Source organism: Streptococcus saliviloxodontae (genome assembly GCF_016908655.1).
Lineage (GTDB): Bacteria > Bacillota > Bacilli > Lactobacillales > Streptococcaceae > Streptococcus > Streptococcus saliviloxodontae.
This window is the reverse complement of the sequence record NZ_JAFBEI010000009.1, coordinates 15331-35340: the sequence shown is the minus strand read 5'-3', so window position 1 is coordinate 35340 and position 20010 is coordinate 15331. Positions and strand designations below refer to the sequence as shown.

General features: G+C 40.5%; 23 protein-coding genes. 3 read left to right on the top strand and 20 right to left on the bottom strand.

The window, feature by feature from the left end; genetic code table 11:
• Positions 1 to 21: 21 nt before the first annotated feature.
• The 6 genes from JOC31_RS03050 to rplK all read right to left on the bottom strand — a co-directional run bounded on the left by JOC31_RS03050 (position 22) and on the right by rplK (position 5211).
• Complete coding sequence (locus JOC31_RS03050; RefSeq protein ID WP_205016716.1) at positions 22 to 894, bottom strand: helix-turn-helix domain-containing protein; 873 nt, start codon at positions 892 to 894, stop codon at positions 22 to 24.
• 406 nt (positions 895 to 1300) lie between these two features.
• Entirely contained in the window at positions 1301 to 2167 is an 867-nt protein-coding gene (cvfB, locus tag JOC31_RS03045) for an RNA-binding virulence regulatory protein CvfB (RefSeq protein ID WP_205016715.1), read from the bottom strand.
• A gap of 56 nt (positions 2168 to 2223) precedes the next feature.
• Positions 2224 to 2781, bottom strand: coding sequence for a ribosome recycling factor (frr, locus tag JOC31_RS03040; RefSeq protein WP_205016714.1), 558 nt, complete (start codon positions 2779 to 2781; stop codon positions 2224 to 2226).
• Positions 2782 to 2929: 148 nt separating this feature from the next.
• On the bottom strand, positions 2930 to 3658 hold the full coding sequence (pyrH, locus tag JOC31_RS03035) for a UMP kinase (RefSeq protein WP_205016713.1): 729 nt from the start codon (positions 3656 to 3658) through the stop codon (positions 2930 to 2932).
• Positions 3659 to 3995: 337 nt separating this feature from the next.
• Positions 3996 to 4685: a 50S ribosomal protein L1 gene (gene rplA / locus JOC31_RS03030; protein WP_205016712.1), complete on the bottom strand. Its 690-nt coding sequence runs from the start codon at positions 4683 to 4685 to the stop codon at positions 3996 to 3998.
• 100 nt (positions 4686 to 4785) lie between these two features.
• Positions 4786 to 5211: a 50S ribosomal protein L11 gene (gene rplK, locus JOC31_RS03025; protein WP_205010613.1), complete on the bottom strand. Its 426-nt coding sequence runs from the start codon at positions 5209 to 5211 to the stop codon at positions 4786 to 4788.
• A gap of 175 nt (positions 5212 to 5386) precedes the next feature.
• Between rplK and JOC31_RS03020 the strand changes: the two genes are divergently transcribed.
• Entirely contained in the window at positions 5387 to 5737 is a 351-nt protein-coding gene (locus JOC31_RS03020; RefSeq protein WP_239551633.1) for a DUF3397 domain-containing protein, read from the top strand.
• A gap of 199 nt (positions 5738 to 5936) precedes the next feature.
• Here JOC31_RS03020 and JOC31_RS03015 read toward each other — a convergent pair whose 3' ends face one another.
• Positions 5937 to 8345 (bottom strand): DNA translocase FtsK, encoded by a 2409-nt coding sequence (locus tag JOC31_RS03015; protein ID WP_205016711.1) that lies wholly within the window; start codon positions 8343 to 8345, stop codon positions 5937 to 5939.
• 134 nt (positions 8346 to 8479) lie between these two features.
• On the opposite strand from JOC31_RS03015, the gene JOC31_RS03010 reads away from it, so the two are divergent.
• Complete coding sequence (locus JOC31_RS03010) at positions 8480 to 9283, top strand: peptidylprolyl isomerase (RefSeq protein ID WP_205016710.1); 804 nt, start codon at positions 8480 to 8482, stop codon at positions 9281 to 9283.
• A gap of 214 nt (positions 9284 to 9497) precedes the next feature.
• Positions 9498 to 10145: a metal-dependent transcriptional regulator gene (locus tag JOC31_RS03005; protein ID WP_205016709.1), complete on the top strand. Its 648-nt coding sequence runs from the start codon at positions 9498 to 9500 to the stop codon at positions 10143 to 10145.
• Between the two features lie 40 nt (positions 10146 to 10185).
• Here JOC31_RS03005 and JOC31_RS03000 read toward each other — a convergent pair whose 3' ends face one another.
• From JOC31_RS03000 to galE, 13 genes are all read right to left on the bottom strand, one after another.
• Positions 10186 to 10878 (bottom strand): 5'-methylthioadenosine/adenosylhomocysteine nucleosidase, encoded by a 693-nt coding sequence (locus JOC31_RS03000; protein WP_205016708.1) that lies wholly within the window; start codon positions 10876 to 10878, stop codon positions 10186 to 10188.
• 18 nt (positions 10879 to 10896) lie between these two features.
• On the bottom strand, positions 10897 to 11172 hold the full coding sequence (gene macP / locus JOC31_RS02995; protein WP_205016707.1) for a cell wall synthase accessory phosphoprotein MacP: 276 nt from the start codon (positions 11170 to 11172) through the stop codon (positions 10897 to 10899).
• Between the two features lie 3 nt (positions 11173 to 11175).
• Positions 11176 to 11727, bottom strand: coding sequence for an NUDIX domain-containing protein (locus tag JOC31_RS02990; protein ID WP_205016732.1), 552 nt, complete (start codon positions 11725 to 11727; stop codon positions 11176 to 11178).
• Positions 11728 to 11747: 20 nt separating this feature from the next.
• Positions 11748 to 13127 (bottom strand): bifunctional UDP-N-acetylglucosamine diphosphorylase/glucosamine-1-phosphate N-acetyltransferase GlmU, encoded by a 1380-nt coding sequence (gene glmU / locus JOC31_RS02985; RefSeq protein WP_205016706.1) that lies wholly within the window; start codon positions 13125 to 13127, stop codon positions 11748 to 11750.
• Between the two features lie 258 nt (positions 13128 to 13385).
• Positions 13386 to 14348, bottom strand: coding sequence for a Gfo/Idh/MocA family protein (locus JOC31_RS02980; RefSeq protein WP_205016705.1), 963 nt, complete (start codon positions 14346 to 14348; stop codon positions 13386 to 13388).
• Positions 14349 to 14515: 167 nt separating this feature from the next.
• Complete coding sequence (locus JOC31_RS02975) at positions 14516 to 14959, bottom strand: ASCH domain-containing protein (RefSeq protein ID WP_205016704.1); 444 nt, start codon at positions 14957 to 14959, stop codon at positions 14516 to 14518.
• Position 14960: 1 nt separating this feature from the next.
• On the bottom strand, positions 14961 to 15044 hold the full coding sequence (locus JOC31_RS10005) for a hypothetical protein (protein ID WP_338058826.1): 84 nt from the start codon (positions 15042 to 15044) through the stop codon (positions 14961 to 14963).
• Positions 15045 to 15199: 155 nt separating this feature from the next.
• Complete coding sequence (locus JOC31_RS02970; RefSeq protein WP_205016703.1) at positions 15200 to 15901, bottom strand: 3-oxoacyl-ACP reductase; 702 nt, start codon at positions 15899 to 15901, stop codon at positions 15200 to 15202.
• Entirely contained in the window at positions 15894 to 16130 is a 237-nt protein-coding gene (locus JOC31_RS02965) for a DUF2829 domain-containing protein (protein WP_205016702.1), read from the bottom strand. The genes JOC31_RS02970 and JOC31_RS02965 overlap by 8 nt, the downstream gene beginning before the upstream one ends.
• A 100-nt stretch (positions 16131 to 16230) precedes the next feature.
• On the bottom strand, positions 16231 to 16431 hold the full coding sequence (locus JOC31_RS02960) for a hypothetical protein (RefSeq protein ID WP_205016701.1): 201 nt from the start codon (positions 16429 to 16431) through the stop codon (positions 16231 to 16233).
• A 59-nt stretch (positions 16432 to 16490) separates the two neighbouring features.
• Positions 16491 to 17414 (bottom strand): magnesium transporter CorA family protein, encoded by a 924-nt coding sequence (locus JOC31_RS02955; protein ID WP_338058825.1) that lies wholly within the window; start codon positions 17412 to 17414, stop codon positions 16491 to 16493.
• Between the two features lie 98 nt (positions 17415 to 17512).
• Positions 17513 to 18745, bottom strand: a complete 1233-nt coding sequence (locus JOC31_RS02950) for an aminoacyltransferase (RefSeq protein ID WP_205016699.1) — start codon at positions 18743 to 18745, stop codon at positions 17513 to 17515.
• A 241-nt stretch (positions 18746 to 18986) separates the two neighbouring features.
• Positions 18987 to 20000: a UDP-glucose 4-epimerase GalE gene (gene galE, locus JOC31_RS02945; RefSeq protein ID WP_205016698.1), complete on the bottom strand. Its 1014-nt coding sequence runs from the start codon at positions 19998 to 20000 to the stop codon at positions 18987 to 18989.
• Positions 20001 to 20010: the final 10 nt, after the last annotated feature.

The following is a 20010-nucleotide window of genomic DNA, read 5'->3' as shown; positions in this document are numbered from 1 at the left end:
TCTTTGCCTATATGGGACAGACTAAAGTTTTTGCAAATCTTTTTCTAATGTTTCTACTACCGAATAACACTCTAAACTCTTCAAAACACTCAAACATTCTTGAATGTCAGACATAGCATTAGAATAACCTAGTCGGTAAGAATAGAATGCTCTGTTAAATTTAATCAATATTTTTTCATACACATAGGTATCTGGAATATCGATATGTTCTAAATAGGTAATGAATCGTCTTGCTAATTGAAGGTTGTCATCTAGAATACAAATTCTAATCACCTTTAACAACATGCGTTGCACAATGGTTCTATTTTCTGGAACATTTGAGTAAAATTGTGTTCTTGCCAACATTTCACTAGCAAAGACATCCAACATATCCGCTTGGAAAAAATCAACACAAACCGTAAACAAATTCAACTCGTAACTTCCCCACTCATCAACAGAAAAAAGGTAATCCGTTAAAAATTGTAGTTCTGTTGCCTTTAACATTCTATTATCATGTAAAAACAGATAATGGGCTTTAGCAGCAGTCAAATTTAATTGGTATTTTTTGACATTAGGATTTTGCTTTTGAAGATTTTGACAGTGACTGACAATCGTTTCCAACTTAACAATATTATGACTCTCAATAGCTTTCGACAAATTTTCAAAAAACTGCAAATCATCTGAAAGGTTGTAGTTTTGACTAATCAATAAAAACTCATTGACAGTCGTATTCATCCTATTGAGGCATTCATAGAAGATATTGATAGTGACGTTACTGATCCCTCTCTCGAATCGTGACAACTGTGACACTGATACAATACCTTCTGAAACCTCTTGCAAGGACATATTTCGTGATAATCGAATTTCTTTAAAAATTTTTCCAAAATCTTGATGTAACTGTTCTTTTGTTTGCATATACGCTCTCTCTCCCCTATGCATTTATTAAATAGTTTTATCAATTGATAATTTATTACATTTACGACGCTTTAATAATCTCTCCTTTTCTAAAACATGATTTCCTTTTATTTTAGCACAAATATTAGTCTCGTCAAATCATTTAATTGAACAAAGTTCTTTATTGTTATATCAATTCTATCATAACACCTTCTTTTATGTCATCAAGTATTTTTAGATCTTCTCTCTAATTTTTTATTCATATTCTCATCAAATCAATAAAGATGATTTTTATAAAAATTGAAATGAAAAAGTAATATCACTTACATCAGTGTTTTCAAGCTTTCATGATATTATATTGCATATCTGAATATTTTTTGCATTAAAAAAAGTTAAGAATGAAACATCCATTCTTAACTTTTCCATATTAGTTCCGAGAAGCAGTCAATTCTGTTCCAAATTGATCTTGCTTAATTTTTTTAGCTTTCATCAAGCCACCGAGTGCTTTTTTAAACTGACCTTTAGAAATGCCGAAAGTTGCCTTGATATCTTCTGGAGATGATTTATCGTTCAGTGTCATAAAACCACCATTTGATTCTAGGTAAGTCAAAATCATCTGAGCATCATTTTCTAGCATTTCAAATGAACGTGGTTTAAGAGAGAGGTTTAGCGTGCGGTCAACCTCTCTAAAGCCGATGACACGAGCATCTAATACCTGACCTAGTCTTGGCTCACTGTAACGTTCAGAAGGATGAATAAAACCAAGCATATTGTTCTCAGGTAGGTAAACAAAAGTTCCTGTCAGTTTGAGGCGATAAACGACGGCAGGCCAATTTTGATTTTGCATGTTGTTGTAAGCAGGACCAGCCATCTTTTGGAAGACCTCTGGCTCTGCTGGAATGCCCCAGATGCGGTCTTTTTTATCGATATCTAGTCGAATGTAGAGCTTATCACCTTTCTTTGGCCAAAGCTCCTTAAGTTCAGGTAGAACATCTAAAGAAACAACAATTTCCTTGTCTGGAATGCCTGTATCCACAAAAACACCCAAATCACGACGAACATCAGTCACCGTTCCCCAACCGTAAGAGTCTTGCTGACTCTTGATCTCTTTGGTTGTCAAGCGTGGTTTTTGTTTTTGATCCGTGTAGGCAAAGCCTGTCACCATATCACCGAGTTGGTGTGCTCCCTCTTCCTTTGATAAGGCAAATGTAACACCATCTTTTTGAACAAAATAGAAAGATGCATTTTCATCTGTCACCAGAGCTGTAATCGTTTGTCCTAATAATTGATTCATTTTATTTCCTCTTAAAAAGGGAGTGGATGCCCACTCCCTACATCAGTTGCTTAAACTTAGACAGTAAGCAATTCTTTTTCTTTTTCTGCTGTCATGCTGTCGATTTTCTTAACAGCATCATCAGTTGCTTTTTGGATATCTTTTTCAAGAGTTTTCAATTCATCTTCTGTGATTTCTTTGTCTTTCTCTTGTTTTTTAGCGTCATCCATAGCATCACGGCGAATATTACGGATCGCAATTTTGGCATTTTCACCAACTTTTTTCACTTCTTTAGCCAAGTCCTTACGTGTTTCTTCTGTAAGTGCTGGGATAACCAATCGAATCACTGAACCATCATTTGCTGGGTTGATACCAAGATCAGATTCGTTGATCGCACGTTCAATATCTTTAATTGAACCTTTATCGAATGGTGAGATCAAAAGAACACGTGCTTCAGGAACTGTGATTGAAGCCAATTGGTTAAGTGGCGTTGGTGCGCCATAGTATTCGACCTCAATACGGTCTAAAAGACTCGCATTGGCACGTCCTGCACGAATTGATGCAAACTCACGTGCAAGTGATTGGTGTGATTGTTGAAAGCGTTCTTGCGCTTTTTCGATAATAGCGTTAGCCATTTTAGTAATTCTCCTTATGTATGATGTAGTAAGAGACCTAAACTCACTAGATAAACTAGCTAAAAAGAAAACAGACATAAAAAGTCTAGAAGAGTCTCCCTTTTTGGTATGGTCTCTAGCTCTATTCTAATCAATGTTAGTAGATAACTTAGTTTGATTTATTTGAAACAGTTGTACCGATTTGCTCACCGAAGACAACACGTTTGATATTACCTGGTTCGTTCATATTGAACACCACGAGGTCAATATCATTATCCATTGATAGGGTAGAAGCTGTTGCATCCATGATTTTAAGACCACGCTTGATCACTTCCACGTGTGTCAATTCATCAAATTTAACAGCATCTGCATTTTTACGTGGATCATCATTATAGACACCATCAACACCATTTTTCGCCATAAGAATAGCATCTGCTTCGATTTCAGCTGCACGAAGAGCTGCTGTTGTATCTGTTGAGAAGTATGGTGAACCGATTCCAGCACCGAAAATAACAATACGTCCTTTTTCAAGATGGCGAAGAGCACGACCACGAATGTAAGGCTCAGCAACATTATTCATCGCAATTGCTGTTTGCACACGAGTATCAATATTCAATTGATTTAAACTGTCAGCCATAACAAGGGCATTCATAACAGTTCCTAACATTCCAGTGTAGTCTGCCTGAACACGATCCATACCTGCTTCTGCTGCTGGCTCTCCACGCCAAAGATTACCACCACCGATAACAAGGGCAATCTCTACACCAGAAGAAGCAACTTCTGCAATTTCTTTGGCCATTGCTTGAACAGTTGGAAGGTCAATTCCGACACCACGTTCACCAGCAAGTGCTTCACCTGATAATTTAATTAAGACACGTTTGTACTTAGGTTGTCCCATTTTTAACTCCTTTTTTAATTTTACAGATAGTATAACATCTCCGACGAGTTACACATCATTTCTATCCCTACTATTTTATCATAAAATAGCTCAATCACCTAACAAAATGAAGAAGCCTTCTAGAGAATTTCATAACGTTTCAGTAGGAAAGCAAAACCTTGACAATAATTTCCAAACACTCAGAGTACCAACTATAAAACCTTGAACACGTAGTTGATAGTACTTGACTCCTGGTCTTAGACATAGCATTCTTCTCAAAAATCTGTTAACTCTTATAGGATAACATCAAAAAAATCTAAGACCTAAGTCTTAGATTTCTTTTATAATAAACTACTGATTAAAGTGAGTTTGTATCAACTTTGATACCTACACCTTGTGTAGTTGTGATTGTAAGGCTTTGGATGTAAGTTCCTTTTGCAGTAGCTGGTTTAGCTTTAACGATAACATCGTTGAAAGCTTTGAAGTTTTCAACCAATTTGTCTGCGTCAAATGAAACTTTACCAACGATAGCTTGAACGATACCAGCTTTGTCAGCACGGTAAGTGATTTTACCACCTTTAGACTCTTCAACTGCTTTAGTAACATCCATAGTTACTGTACCAGTTTTAGGGTTTGGCATCAAGTTACGTGGTCCAAGGACACGTCCAAGACGACCTACAACTGCCATCATATCTGGAGTTGCGATAACCACGTCAAAGTCCAACCAACCGTCGTTGATTTTTGCAACAAGTTCTTCTTCACCAACGAAGTCTGCACCAGCTGCTTTAGCTTCTTCAGCTTTAGCACCACGAGCAAATACAAGAACGCGTTGAGTTTTACCTGAACCGTTTGGCAATACCATTGCACCACGGATTTGTTGGTCTGCTTTACGAACATCAATGTTCAAGTTGTAAGCAACTTCAACAGTTGCATCAAATTTTGCAAAGTTAGTTTCTTTTGCAAGAGCTACAGCTTCTTCTACGCTGTAAAGTTTTGTGCTGTCGATTTTTTCAAGAGCAGCACGTAATTGTTTGCTTTTTTTAGCCATTTTAAAATTCTCCTTGTAATGTGGTCTTAACGATTTTCATCTCCCACGTCACTCATCAAATTACGATGAAGTCTTGCGGGTAATAGGGGTTTCTTACTGATTAGTCAGTAACAGTGAATCCCATAGAACGAGCAGTACCTTCGATCATACGCATTGCAGACTCAATGTTTGCAGCGTTCAAATCTGGCATTTTAGTTTCAGCGATTTCTTGTACTTGTGCACGAGTTACTGAAGCAACTTTAGTTGTGTTTGGAGTACCTGAACCTTTTTCAACACCTGCAGCTTTTTTCAAAAGAACAGCAGCTGGTGGTGTTTTACAGATGAAATCAAATGATTTATCTTCATAAACTGAGATAACAACTGGGATGATCATACCAGCTTGATCAGCTGTACGAGCGTTGAACTCTTTTGTGAATCCCATGATGTTGATACCTGCTTGACCAAGAGCTGGACCAACTGGTGGAGCTGGTGTCGCTTTACCAGCAGGAATTTGAAGTTTTACGATGTTTTCGACTTTTTTAGCCATTTTATAAAATCCTCCTGTTGTGGTTTTGGCGGTAATTGAAAATTTTTACCTCCCACAAGTATGCTTTAACACATACCCTTACTATTATACAAGATTCAAAATAGAAAGCAAGGATTTTCTATTCTTTTTTCCTTAAAAAGTTTACAAGTTTTTTAAATAGAGATAAAATAAGGGTATGACTATTTATACTATCATCGCAATTTTATTGCTATTCTTAACACCACTCTTTGTGATTGCTATCATTCGCCTCTTTAACCTGACACAGTACGGTATCAAATTTCCTGATCTCACTCTTCCTCTTTATGCCGTTGAGATTATTTCTATTTCTACCCACTTCTTTGCGAATAGCGTTATTTTCTATTACCTTATGGTAATGGCTGTACTTGCTAGTGGTATTGCCCTTGGATTAAGCCGAAAAAAACGCATCCTTAGTTACCGTCGTTGGCTCAAAATCTTCTGGCGTTCAGCATTTTTAACAACTACTCTCTTTTATATCGTAACCCTAATCCTCAGTTTTATCCTCTAATGCAAGCAAAGCCCCACTCTAAAGTAAATAGAGTGGGGCTTTTTTGTATGGAGAGAGGCGTCTTGACAACATTCATCGAGATAAAGATGAAAGCTCAAGAGTTCCTATATATAAAAATAATATGCCTCCAAACAAATAGCTTTTCTATCTGCAATAAAGGGATTGACGTTCCAATCTCAATAAAATTGTGCTTGTTTTTCTAAGCATTGGTCATAAGGACTTTTCGTGGTTTGGTTCCTTCAGCCGGTCCGATAACGCCTGCCTCTTCTAGTTCTTCCATCAATCTTGTCGCGCGATTAAAACCGACTGAGAGGCGGCGTTGTAGCATGGAGGCGCTAGCTTTTTGGGTTTCAAGCACAAGCGCTTTAGCTTCTTCAAAGAGGGGATCTCCCTCGTTAGCCCCGCCATTACCAGAAGTTGAAAAATCACTCTCTGTTACTTCTCCAGGATCAAAAGCATCATCGTACTGGGCATCTGCCTGGCTCTTGATAAAGCTTACGATGCGCTCTACATCATCGTCTGAGATAAAGGAGCCTTGGAGGCGGACTGGGTGATTTTCATCGATAGGCTTAAAGAGCATATCTCCTCGACCGAGGAGTTTCTCAGCGCCATTTTCATCCAGAATGGTACGGCTGTCCGTACCAGAAGAAACGGCAAAAGCGACACGAGATGGCACGTTAGCCTTAATCAAACCTGAGATGACATCAACAGAGGGACGTTGGGTTGCAAGAATCATATGAATCCCAGCGGCACGCGCCTTCTGTCCCAAACGAATGATGGCGTCTTCAACTTCTTTAGAAGCGACCATCATCAAATCAGCCAACTCATCTACGATAACTACAACAAGCGGTAAGGGAATTTGCTTTTCTTGGGACTGGCTGTTCCACTCCTCCACCTTAGCATTATAACCTGCAATATTACGGACACCAAAGTGGCTAAAGAGTTCATAACGATTTTCCATCTCATCAACAACCTTTTGTAGTGCCTTAGCTGCCTTGCGAGGATTGGTCACTACTGGAATGAGAAGGTGCGGAATATCATTATAGACAGACAACTCAACCATTTTGGGGTCAATCATCAAAAATTTAACCTGATCAGGTCGTGCCTTCATCAAAATCGAAGAAATAATACCGTTGACCGCAACTGATTTACCAGAACCTGTCGAACCTGCCACTAGCAAGTGGGGCATACGCGCCAAATCAAAACTACGAGCTGAGCCATTAACAGCTTTACCCAACGGCACTTCCAAAAGTTTATCTGGATCTGTTTTTGATTGTTCCCAGAGCTCTCGAAAGGACACGGTAGCAATCTCAGAGTTGGGAACCTCGATACCCACGAGAGATTTACCTGGAATCGGTGCTTCAATACGAACATCCTTGGCGGCCAAAGCCAGTGCCAAATCATCCGCTAGATTTGAAATACGATTGACACGAACGCCAACAGCTGGCTTGATTTCATACTTGGTGACTGACGGTCCAATCTCTGCACGTTCTACCTTGACACTAATCCCAAAACTCTTGAAGGTGTCTTCCAATATCCGAATGTTATCGCGAACAATTTTCTTTTCTTTAGACTGGTTTTTAGGTTTGTCAGGTGCAAAGAGGTCAATAGATGGCAACTTGTACATGAGCATCTGCTTGACTGTGAAATCAACCGAAACAGACCCACTATCAGTTTGCATGCTATCATCAAACTGATCAATGTTGATTTCTTCTGGGTAAGCAGGCTCATCGTAAACAGGGAAATCCTGTTCTGGATATCTAGACGCTGCTGGTATCTCTGGCTCATAAGCGAGAATCTCTGGTTCCTGATAGGTCTCAGGTAAATCCTCAAAATGAACTGGATCATCCACTGCCTTATCATAAAGAATCTCACCGGTCTCATCATCCACAACTAATTCTTCCAGTCGTCTAGCTTCTTCTGCTTTGGCTTTTTCCTTAGCTTTTTGCTCTTCCTCTGCCTGACGGAGTTCTCGCTCAGCAAATCGTTTTTGCCTTCGTACTTCCATCTCGTCACCCAGCGCATGCCATTTTTCAGAAAAATAAGCCATCAACTCCTCGATACCGTATGGGCTCATCACAAAGGCACCAAATCCAATAAACAAAAGACCTATCAAGAAAGCACCGATATTAGTGAATAAGAAAGCGGTTGGTTTGTAAAGGATGGCTCCCATCATACCACCACCCAAAAAATGACTCACCTTAAAGCCAATCAAATCATCTATAACCAATCTCATGCTGCTTGATAAGACTTCTTGACCGGACAATGTCGTAAAGGTGAAAAGATAAGCATGGTATTCTAAAAGAAGACCTATCGCCGATAAGAAAAGGCCTGTCCCTAGACCCTGTACTTTTTTAAATAGACGAAAGGCAAAAAGGTAGAAAAGCCAAACTGCAATCACTGGATAAGCTAGACTACCCACAAAGAAACGTACCATATTATAAACTGTCACCCCAAAAATCCCCAGTCGGATCACTCCGAAAAAGAGGACAAAAGTAATCGAAAGAGCTGTCAGCATCCGATTAAGAGCTTGTCGTTTTTCTAAATCTGCCTTAGTTGGGCGCTTTTTTCCTGTCGCTGCCCGTTTTTTTGTATTTTTTTTAGCCATAATGCCATTATACCATTTTTCAAATGAATGCCGATTGAAAATCATTCTTTTCAAAAGTCAACTGAAATCTTAGCCTTCAATAGGAAAAACTGGAAGGCTTATGATAAAATAAAAGAAAAACTAAAGGAGTTACTATGAAAAAAATCACCCTTATCAGCCTTGCAAGCATTGCTTTACTAGGACTTGCTGGTTGTAGCAGTCTGACTCGTGCCATCAAAGGTGACCAATACCAAGCATCTAAAAGTGTGGCTAGCTCAAGCAGTGAGACAACTCAATCAACGGATGAAGCCTTGCAAAAAGCTCTCAAAGCCGACAGCTCTGCCTTTCCACAATTGTCTTCAACCGTTGCAAGCGATGAGGCACAAGTGACCCTTCATACTTCTAAAGGAAGTATTAGCATTAAGCTCTTTCCAAAGTACGCTCCTTTAGCTGTTGAAAACTTCTTAACCCATGCGAAAGAAGGCTACTACAATGGCTTGACCTTTCACCGTGTTATCGCAGACTTCATGATTCAGTCTGGCGACCCTAACGGTGATGGTACTGGTGGACAGTCTATTTGGAAGGGGAAAGATAGCAGCATTGACTCAGGAAATGGCTTTAAAAACGAGACAACACCCTACCTCTACAACCTGAGAGGTGCTTTGGCTATGGCAAATGCCGGTACAGATACCAACGGGAGTCAATTTTTCATCAATCAAAATAAGACAGACCAGTCTAGTAAACTGCCAGATACTCTATTTCCTCAAGCCATCATTAACGCCTATAAACAAGGGGGAAACCCTAGCCTAGATGGTGGCTATACTGTTTTTGGCCAAGTCATCTCTGGTATGGATGTCGTTGATGCCATCTCATCTGTGGCGACTGATAGCAACGACAAGCCTACAAGCGCTGTCACTATTAGTGACATCACCGTCGATAAAGATTATAGCTTCAAGTAATCAAAAAACGAGATTCAGAACGAGAAAGCTTACCTCAAGAGCTTAGTAATAAATTAAGTCTTGGAAAGCTTTTGAGTGTTCTGGTCTCTTTTTTGAATCTTTTTATAATATCTTCTAACAGACCTAATGATCAAATTAAGAGGGGTAAGCTCTTGTTTTTAGCAAGTATTTTTGAGATTTTTGTTATAATAGAGTCTAGTATTAAGGAGAAAAAATGACACCTAATAAAGAAGACTATTTAAAATGTATCTATGAAATTGGTGAAAGAAAGGAAAAAATTACCAACAAACTCATCGCAGAGATGATGCAGGTTTCTGCTCCTGCTGTGTCTGAGATGGTCAAAAAAATGCTGGCGCAGGATTGGATTTTGAAAGACAAAGTTGCTGGATACCTCCTAACTGACAAAGGGCAACTCCTTGTCACCGACCTTTACCGTAAGCACCGCTTGATCGAGCTATTTCTCATCCAGCATCTCCACTATTCAACTGATGAGATTCATGAAGAGGCTGAAGTGCTCGAACACACTGTATCAGATCATTTCATCGATCGCCTAGAGATTTTACTAGGGCATCCAGATTTTTGCCCACATGGGGGAACTATTCCTAAAAAAGGACAGCCCTTGATTGAAATCAACCACCAAACACTAGCAGAAACACAGCAAACCGGTAACTATAAACTCGTTCGCTTTCACGATAATTTCCAATTGCTCAAATACATGGAAGAACATGGGCTTGAAATCGGTCTGGAATTTGAACTGACAGAAATTGACCCTTACGCTGCCACCTTCACCTTAGCTTACAACGAAAAGAACCTCGCCATCCCCAAGCTCATCGCAAAAGAAATCTATGTCTTAGCACGTTAAAAGGCCTGACGATAATACGTCAAGCCTTTTTCTATTAGCCTTAAGCTAAGACTTCCAAGAAACGTAGCAAGATAGCTGCAGACTGTTTGCCTGCTTGAATGATAAATTCATCAAAGGTGATATTGGCATCATGTGCTGCTGTATCACTCATCGCACGTACAACAATGAAAGGACGTCCAGTCGCATAAGCCGCTTGTGCAATCGCTGCGCCTTCCATTTCAACGGCTAAAACCTCTGGAAAGGCAGCTTTGATCGCGTCAATCTTTTCTTGACCTGCAATAAATGAATCACTAGTTGTGATAAGACCAATTTTACTGTCCTGATGAACTTCTGCTAAAACAGCCTGAAAAGTCTCAACAAAGCGACTATCAGATTCAAAGTAAAGAGGCTGCATAGACATTTGACCAAAGTCGTAGCCAAAGGCTGTCAAGTCGACATCGTGATAGGCTAGTTTATCAGCCACAACAACATCTCCAATTTTTAAACCACTAGCGACAGCACCTGCAGAACCTGTATTGATCAGGGCATCTACAGCAAAGTGGTCCACTAAAATAGCTACTGACATAGCTGACATGACTTTACCAACACCTGATTGTACGAGGACAACTTCGTGATTGCCCAACTGACCAGAGTAATAGGTATGATTCAACACAAGTTCTTGTGTCTTATGCTCCAAATGCTCAACCAATAGGTTGAGTTCTTCTTCCATGGCAGCAATAATTCCAATTTTCATAGATTTTGTTAACTTCCTTTAAAATTTAAAAACAGCCCAAATGAGTAATATCACCAAGAGAATCACAATCACCAAAACACGGTTAACCTTGGACTGAAAAGCACTTCGCTTGGCATTTTCAACGCGACGACTTTTAACGAAGGCTGTCTTTTCTCTAGTATCATGTCGTTCTTGAGACAGACGGTGACGGTCCAAGATGAGCGTATCCTCATCATCAAAAGCCTCTGAGTGCTGCTCATAATCACCAGCCTCAGCGCGGGCAATAATCTCATCTGTCAACAGCGGTTTTCCCATAGCTTAGTTTCCTCCAAAATGCAGGGCAAAATACTGAAGGGCAATCAGGGTCTTCGCATCTCTGATAGCTCCAGAGGCGACCAAGTCCATACACTCCTCATAGGTCAACTCAAACAACTCCAAAACTTCATCATCATCCTGAGGACGTGGATTTGGTACCTTCTCAAGATTATCTGCTAAATAGAGCTTGATTTTTTCGTCACAAAAGCCGATAGCTGTGTAAAACTCATAGAGGAAGGTCAAGTCAGCTGTATAACCTGTCTCCTCTTCTAACTCACGCGCAGCAGCTTCCATTTCAGAACCATTTTCTCCCACTTCAAGTTTACCAGCAGGAATCTCATACGAAATAGCCTCAATAGCCTTGCGGTATTGCTTCACAATAACAATTTTTCCTTCTGGAGTCACAGCCAAAACAGCTACAGCACCTTTGTGAAAGACTAGTTCACGCTTAGACTCCCCAAGACCATTTGGCAGAGCCACGTCATCTACTACAACCTCAAAAACATGCCCCTTAAATATCTCCTGGCGTCGAATGGTTTTTTCTTCAAACTCCATCATCAACCTCCTCTTAGGTTTTATTTTTGGGAAGGATGGTGCGGTTTTTCTTTGGCATATCCTTCTTTATTGATTTGACGTCCACGTCCAATAGCAATGCTGTCTGATGGAACATCACTTGTTATGGTAGAACCAGCTGCTGTTAAAGCATTATCTCCAATTTTCAGCGGTGCGATAAGAGTTGAGTTACTTCCAACAAAAACATGGTTACCGATAGTTGTTTTATATTTCTTTTGACCATCGTAGTTGACAGTAATGGTACCGGCACCAAAGTTGACATCAGAGCCAACTTCAGCATTACCGATGTAAGTCAAATGACCTGCTTTGCTATTTTCCCCAATAGACGACCCTTTGACCTCAACAAAGTTACCGATATGAACGTCCTTAGCAAGACTTGATCCTGGACGAATATGGGCGTAAGGACCAACCGTCACGCCATCAGCCACCTCAGATTCCTCAATCATTGAATTCGTGATAACAGCCCCCGCACCAATCGTGGCGTCAACCAAGTAAGTGCCATTTGTTAGAACAGTCTCGCTACCTACCTTAGTCTGACCTTTGAGGGTAACATTGGCTTCAATCAACACATCTGGAGCAATCTCAACATCAACCTCGATGTAGGTTGCTTCTGGATTTTGGAAAGTCACCCCGTTGATCATGTGTGCCTTGTTGATACGGCGACGCATGACAGACTCAGCTGTCGCCAGAGCAAGACGATCATTAACCCCAAGACTTTCATCGAAGTCACGAAGGACATAAGCGCCGACCTTCTCTCCTGCTTCACGGAAGATAGAAATAACATCTGTCAAGTAGTACTCGCCTTGGGCATTGTTGGTATTGATATTTTTAAGGGCTTCAAAGAGGCGTTTGTTGTCAAAAACATAAGTTCCTGTGTTGATTTCTTTAACTTGTTGCTCAAACTCTGAAGCATCTTTTTGCTCAACAATCTTAGTCACTTCGCCACGTTCGTTGCGGATGATACGACCATAGCCAAATGGATCCTCAGCTGTAGCAGTCAAGATAGTCGCCACATTTTTATGGCTAACATGGAAATCAATCAATTCTTTGAGGCTTTCACCTGTGATAAGTGGCGTGTCACCAGCAATCACAAGGGTTTGACCTTCAAGTCCTGCTAGTTCTTCTTCTGCCATCATGACAGCGTGACCGGTTCCCAGCTGCTCTGTTTGAAGAGCAAACTGTGACTGTCCTGCTAGAACTTCTTTAACCAATTCTGCCTTATGCCCGATGACTGTTACGTTTTTAGCTGGTTCAATGGCTGAAACGGCACGAAAAACGTGCTCAAGCATGGTAATACCAGATACCTTGTGGAGAACTTTTGGTAAATCTGATTTCATACGAGTACCCTTACCCGCAGCTAGAATAATTGCGTAATTTGACATATTCTTTCCTATCTCTCATCTAAATAATCTAAAATTTCGTCTTCTATTATAGCATAAATGCCTTCAGTAAGCTAAATTTCCTAAGCAAACACCATTAGAAATTCATTTTATAATAAAAGATATAATCAAAAGCCATCTTTTTTAGAGAAAACCAAGTCTATTTGTTGCCTAAGATAGACAAGCTGATTGACTCAGCCTTAAATGATTCAAAAAAACGTTTGAGACAGCAATTATCTCAAACATCTTTAACACTCTTTCTCACATCGAAGCGACTGCTTCTTCCAAAACTTCCATGACTGCTCGGCTATGTTCTAAAGCTGCTTGTTGAGTGACAAAGTCTCCCTTAGCAACCATATCTCGAAAAGCTACAAACTCACCGTACATGCGGTGGTTAAGGCTATTTAGGTTGATTAGGGCAGGGCTGGCACCATTGAGGCTGAGACAAACTTCTGGCATGCTATTCGTTGGTCCCAAAACGGACAAGGACCCCTTGTTGCCCTGAATGGTTGAGCGAATCTCAGCGCCACAGTCCTTGGCTCCAATGCAGACACACTTGAAACTTCCATAATCCATGACTAGCATCCCCGACGTGTCCACCCCACGCTCTACATTGGCAAGGTAACGCACCTTTTTAGGTTTACCAAAGAGACCAACAACCAGATGAATATTATAGATATTGAGGTCACGCAGAGCTCCTCCACCTTGCTTAGAATCAAAGGCTGGCGCAATTTCACCTCGTTTGAAAGCATCGTAGCGCGAGCTATACTGAGAAAAATTACACTCGACAATCTTAATATCTCCCAGTTTTGGTAGATTGGCTTTGAGGTAGGCAAAATTCTCCAGGTACTGGTTAGTGATAGCTTCTAGTAGAAGAAGCTTACGCTCATTAGCCAAGCTAGCTAGTTCTTCAAATTCATCTAGACGCAGAGTAAATGGTTTTTCACAGATGACGTGTTTACCTGCCAAGAGGGCTTGTTTGGCATAATCAAAATGCGTGTGATTGGGCGTTCCGATATAAACGGTATCGATTTCTGAACTCTGCAAAATCTCCTCGTAATCGCTAGTCGCAACCTGCATACCATACTGATCTGCTAACTCACGTGCCTTCTCAAGAGATCTTGGCGTCGATAAAATGCCCACCAAATCAATCCCATCAATCTCTTTTAAAACAGGCAAGACTTCCTTGACAATCATACCTGTGCCTAAAAGTGCTAATTTCATCTTTTTTCCTCCTAGATTATGATAAAAATTTGTCATTAAGACTTTTGTAGCATTGAAGAAATCATCAGCACTACATCATTTAAGACAAGTCTTCCAACAAATCAGCTGATCAAAATCGCCGATGCTTCCTTTTCTTACCCTTATGGTAAAACTTTCAAGAACCTTGTTCAATTTTTAGGATAAACTACTTCGAATTCTTCCAAAACAAGCTTGGAATCCTCCGTAAAGGTTAAACCATTCTCTTCAAAATAGGGATTAAAGAAATCAAGGTGAACCTGCCTCCAGTAATCTAGGCTTCTATCACCCTCGCCTTCCTTATAAGCATGTTCTGCCGAAACCTCTTTAAAAGGAATAATCCTTACCTGCTTAATTACAATGATACAAATAGCTTGATCCTGTCCATCCAAAACAACATCATAAGTGCCAACTTGGGGCAACGGTTCGTTATCAATCTCATACAAATCATAGGCTGAAGCCGTTGCTGTCTTTGTTCCCTCTAATACCAGCTGGGCTAACTGATCCGGGTTTGCACCAAATGCCCAAGCATCAATCTCATCTCCAATAGATGGATTGATTTGTTTGTAGTCGTTCCATATTTCTTGTGGTGTCATCTCATCCCTCCGAAGCAATCCCTAAAATAAACTTGATTGCTTTGCGATTTTTTCTTTGCTTTTTGAAACCTTCACGTAAATCCAGAATATAAACTGTCTAACCTAACCAACTTCTCAGATAAACTGACTCGGGTTTGATTTTGCCAGAAATCCCTTTGACTTCTCATTCGCTTCCATCATCCTATTCAAACTCAGTACGTAGCCACCATGTGTTACCATAACCAAACTCGATATATTTTTTCATTTCAAACTCCAACCACCATCAATTTTGACGATCTCTCCCTGCATGGACTGCATGTGTCCGCTGGCAAGAAAGGCTGTCAGCTCTGCGATTTCACTTGGGTCTGTCCAACGTCCGATAGGCGTCTCACTTGCTACCCAGTCTGCCAAGCCTCCTGGCTCAAAGTCAGCTGCTGTCATGCCAGTCTTAACAGCACCTGGTGCAATACCAAAGACCTGCACTCCTTCTTTGGCATAATCCAGGGCAAGCTGACGCGTAAAACCAGCTAGAGCGTGCTTGGAGCTTGTGTAGGCTGCACCTCCCCCACCTGCTAAAAATGAGGCGATAGAGCACATATTGATGATGATACCTTCTTTTCTCGCGACCATATCTGCCAGATAATGGCGGACAATCTTCACCGTCGCAAAAAAGTTCGTTTGAAAAACTCTCTCTATCTCTTCATCACTCACTTCTAGTAGAGGCATATAACCATCTAAAATGCCTGCCGTATTGCACAAGATATCCACAGACGGCACAAAATCATAAAGCGTCGCAAGATCACCCGTCACATCAAGCTGTAAAAAATGAAAACTAGGATGGGACAAGTTTGGTTTAGCTGACTTGTCCACACCATAAACAGCGTAGCCATTTTCCAAAAAAAGGCTTGCCTGAGCAAGCCCTATCCCACTAGCCACGCCTGTGATAAGCACGCGCTTAGTCATAAACTTCCACCCAATCCTCAGCTAACACGTCGCAAGGTGTTGGGCTCCACATGGAAAAGCCCTCTCCCTCACCTGTTACATTGATGAGAAAATAAGGTGTCGCCTCAAGTTTTTGACCATTGACCTCGATAGTATCAAAGAGCTGAACATAGTTTTCTGCTCCTCCCCAACCTGTACGCACGTATTTTTTCTTGGCTTTTAGCCCTGGTAGTATCTCTTCAAATGTCATGATTGTCTCCTTAATTGTCTATAGGTATTATCTAAATAAGTTTCGTTTGACTCTTACTGACGAGGACCTTATCGTCAAATGACACATATCTCTCTTACTTCTAAGTTATTTTAGTAAAGCTATGTGACTTACCAATCAATCTGACCTTCTTATCAATATTTCCAGTCAGACAACGCACATACTCAAGTTCACTCACTCCGTGATATTGATGAATTAGTCCTGATAAGTACTCAACTTCCATATTATTTTCTGACCAGCCAATGGATTTTACCATTCGGGCTGTTACTTGTTTACGTTCCATACCATGTTTCCTACTAACCCAGATTTTTCACTTAAACTGATTAAATGAATCCATCCCCTTCACTTGTTCTTTCTTCTAAAGCTAAACTGCCACTGTTTCATGTAAAAACCTAAGACAATCCCCCAGATCATCCAAAGAACCAATGTCAAGACAATAACCCAAAGCCAAGACATATTATCTTGTGTGAAAAGCTTGGGTAATGTGACATTCATCCCGAAAAAGCCAGTGACGATACTAGGAATCGTTAGCAAGATAGACAACTTGGTCAAGACCTTCATGGTATCATTCAAGTCGTTGTTTAGGACGTTATTATAAGTTCCTTCCAACTGTTCGATAATCTGAGCTGACAGACTAGTCATCTCCATTAACTGACGTGCCTCGATGTGGGCATCCTCCAGTTGCTCCAAGTCTCCTTCTGTTAGTTGCTTATAGAAAGCTTGTCCTTGGAGTTGTTCCAATAGCAGAGCGTTTTGCTTGCTGGCAGAAACAAGATAAACGAGACCAATCTCTAAGTCAGACAATTCGAGCAAGCTTTGCTTTGAAGTCTGACGACGAAGCTTTTGATTAACGAGGTGACGCTCTCTGTTCAAACTCTCTAAAACTGGAAAATAAGTTTTCGAAATCAAAAACAACATCGTAAACAGCCCCTCAAACAAGCTAGCTTCTGGTCTTCTGCGAAGAGCCTCTTCAAAAGTTGGGAGAAGATAGTCTGTCTCAGGTCCAAAAATAGTGACCAGCTGGTCTTTTTTGACAAAGAAACTAACTGGCGAGGTCTGATAAGTCATGGACTGACCATCTCGCAGGGCATTGTAAATAAGAAGGAGTTCTTTATCAAACTTGTCATACTCAAGGTGAGCTAACTCGTTCTTATCCAAAGCATAACTGATAATCTCAGTATCCATCCCTAACTCTTCTTTCAGTAGAGCCAAGTCTCCTTGACTTTGAGCCTTGGCTGCAACCCAAGAAAAGTTAGTCATTGTCATGTATTTCATCTCTTGACTTTCCCTTTATCTCTCACCTGATACAAAAATTAAAATGAACGGTATTTTATCCTTTTCTTCCAAGAAGAAACTAGAGTCTTTTATCTTCCTAATAGCTTCTTAACCAATTGAATCGCCTGACGTTTCATCGGTCTCGGGTAATAGCGGAAGGTTCCCATCTTACGGACAATATAACCATTGAAATTTTGTTTGAAACGCAAGACACCATCACTACCATCAAAGATACCTTGGATCCCCAAGAAAGTGTAGAAGGTGATTCCACGCTTAATACTTTCTGACATCACATGTTCCTGCAAGGCCACAGGAGCATAGAATTTGTTGAACTCAGTCAGTGAACCACTAAAGAGATAGACAGATTCCTGTGGTGTGTAGATAAAGAGACTAGCTGCCAGGCTGACATCTTCTTGTCCATATTTCTCTAAGAAATCACGCGCCTCTGATTTACGGACTTCAAAAGTCTCATATTGATGTTTCAATTCCTTCAGGGTTCTATGCTTTTTACATGAGTTTGACCCGGCAGCCAGTTCAGCTTCAATAGCATCAATACTCACCTTGAGTTTATCTTGATCTTTGGTCAGGTTGTCAAGGTAATCTTGGAAGTTAATGGTTGCCAACATAAACTCAGCCTTGTCTCCAAAGCTATCATAAAAAGCTTCGTAATAATCAAGTGGCTTATCATCATAGTCACGGCGCTCAGATGTTGAAGAGGTAATTTCCTTAAATAAGTGTAACTCTGATCTTTCCAGACGACGAATTTTGATTCCAAATGAAGCCGTTTTATTCGCTAAAGGACGCCCTTTTTTACTGTAAGATTTACGAAGGGTTTGAAGGGTTAGTCCAGATAGATCTTTAACATAGTGCCAATCAGGTTCTCCCCCTGGATAGCCCGTCTGCAAACCATCATGTTGATAGCCAAGATCTGTAAAATCACTAATCAGCTGTGCTCTTTCATCATCAGCTGGATTACCATCACTATCGAAAGTCTGGTAAGTGTCATACGGTTTAACCACCAATTCTAGAGCGCCTTTCTGTTTGGCATAGACTGCCAAAGCTTTATAAAAAGGAGCTAGGTAGCGGCTATCCTTGGAAGCTGGTCCAGAATTGATTTCCATCATCAAACCACCAAACATCGGTTTTGCATAAAGCACCGCCAAAACTTGCACTTCCCCATCAGCTTCAAATCCAAGATAAGTCACTTGATTCCCTCTTTTTTCCAGAAGGGTACCCATCTCAACAGTCTGCATAAAAGAACAAGCTGGAAAAGACGTTAAGGCTTCTTGATAGTCTTCTTTTGTTAATTGTTTTAAACTCATGAATGTCTCATTTCTTTGGAATTATTCGTCTACTAGTATATCAAAATTTTTACTTAAGCGGAGATTTTCACCCTTTAAAGGATCTTAAAAAACGCTTTCCTCTTCTTTCTAAGAAATGCTCTATCAACCTATTTCTATCACATCAACCCGCCTGTATAGAAATAACATCTCCTGTCACCTAATCTAGAAAAAGAACCCCTGCACTCAAAATGAGTGCAAGGGTTCATCAACGATGACCTACTTATGCGTCGTATCCATTTGGATTTTGGCTTTGCCATTTCCAAGAATCACGCATCATATCGTGTAAGTCCTTCTGTGCTGTCCAACCGAGAATTTCTTTTGCCTTGCTGGCATCCGCATAACAGGTTGCAATATCACCTGGGCGACGCTCTTTAATGACATAAGGGACGGCTACTTGATTTTCAGCCTCAAATGCTTTAACAAGATCCAAGACACTGTAACCATTTCCAGTTCCCAAGTTGAAGATTTGTGTGCCAACTTGTTCAAGATTATGTTTAAGAGCTAGGCTGTGACCATTCGCCAAATCAACAACGTGGATATAGTCACGGACACCTGTCCCATCTGGAGTATCGTAGTCATCTCCGAAGACAGAGAGCTCTGCCAATTTCCCTACCGCAACCTGAGTGATATAGGGCATCAGATTATTAGGAATACCATTTGGAGCTTCTCCAATCAGACCTGACTCATGAGCACCAATCGGATTGAAATAACGTAGTAGGGTCACTGACCACTCTGGATCAGACGCAACCACATCCATCAAAATCTGCTCCATCATCACTTTTGTGTAACCATAAGGATTTGTTGCTGAGGTTGGTAAGTCTTCTGTCAACGGTGAGACATTGTTCATGCCATAAACCGTAGCACTTGATGAGAAGACAATATTTTTGACCCCTTTTTCTTTCATCACTTCTAAGAGGCTAATGGTACCTGTAATGTTATTATGGTAGTACTTTAAAGGTTCAGAAACAGACTCACCTACTGCCTTAAAGGCTGCGAAGTGAATGACAGCATCAATCTGATGCTTTTCAAAGACTCCTCTTAGAAAATCTTTATCTAAAATACTTCCTTCATAAAATGGAAACTTTTGACCAGTAATACTCTCTAGACGATTTAAAACCTCTGGTGAACTGTTTGAAAAATCATCCACTAGAACAACTTCGTACCCAGCTTTATTAAGTTCAATACTAGTGTGGCTACCAATAAATCCAGCACCACCTGTTAATAAAATTGCCATATTCTCTCCA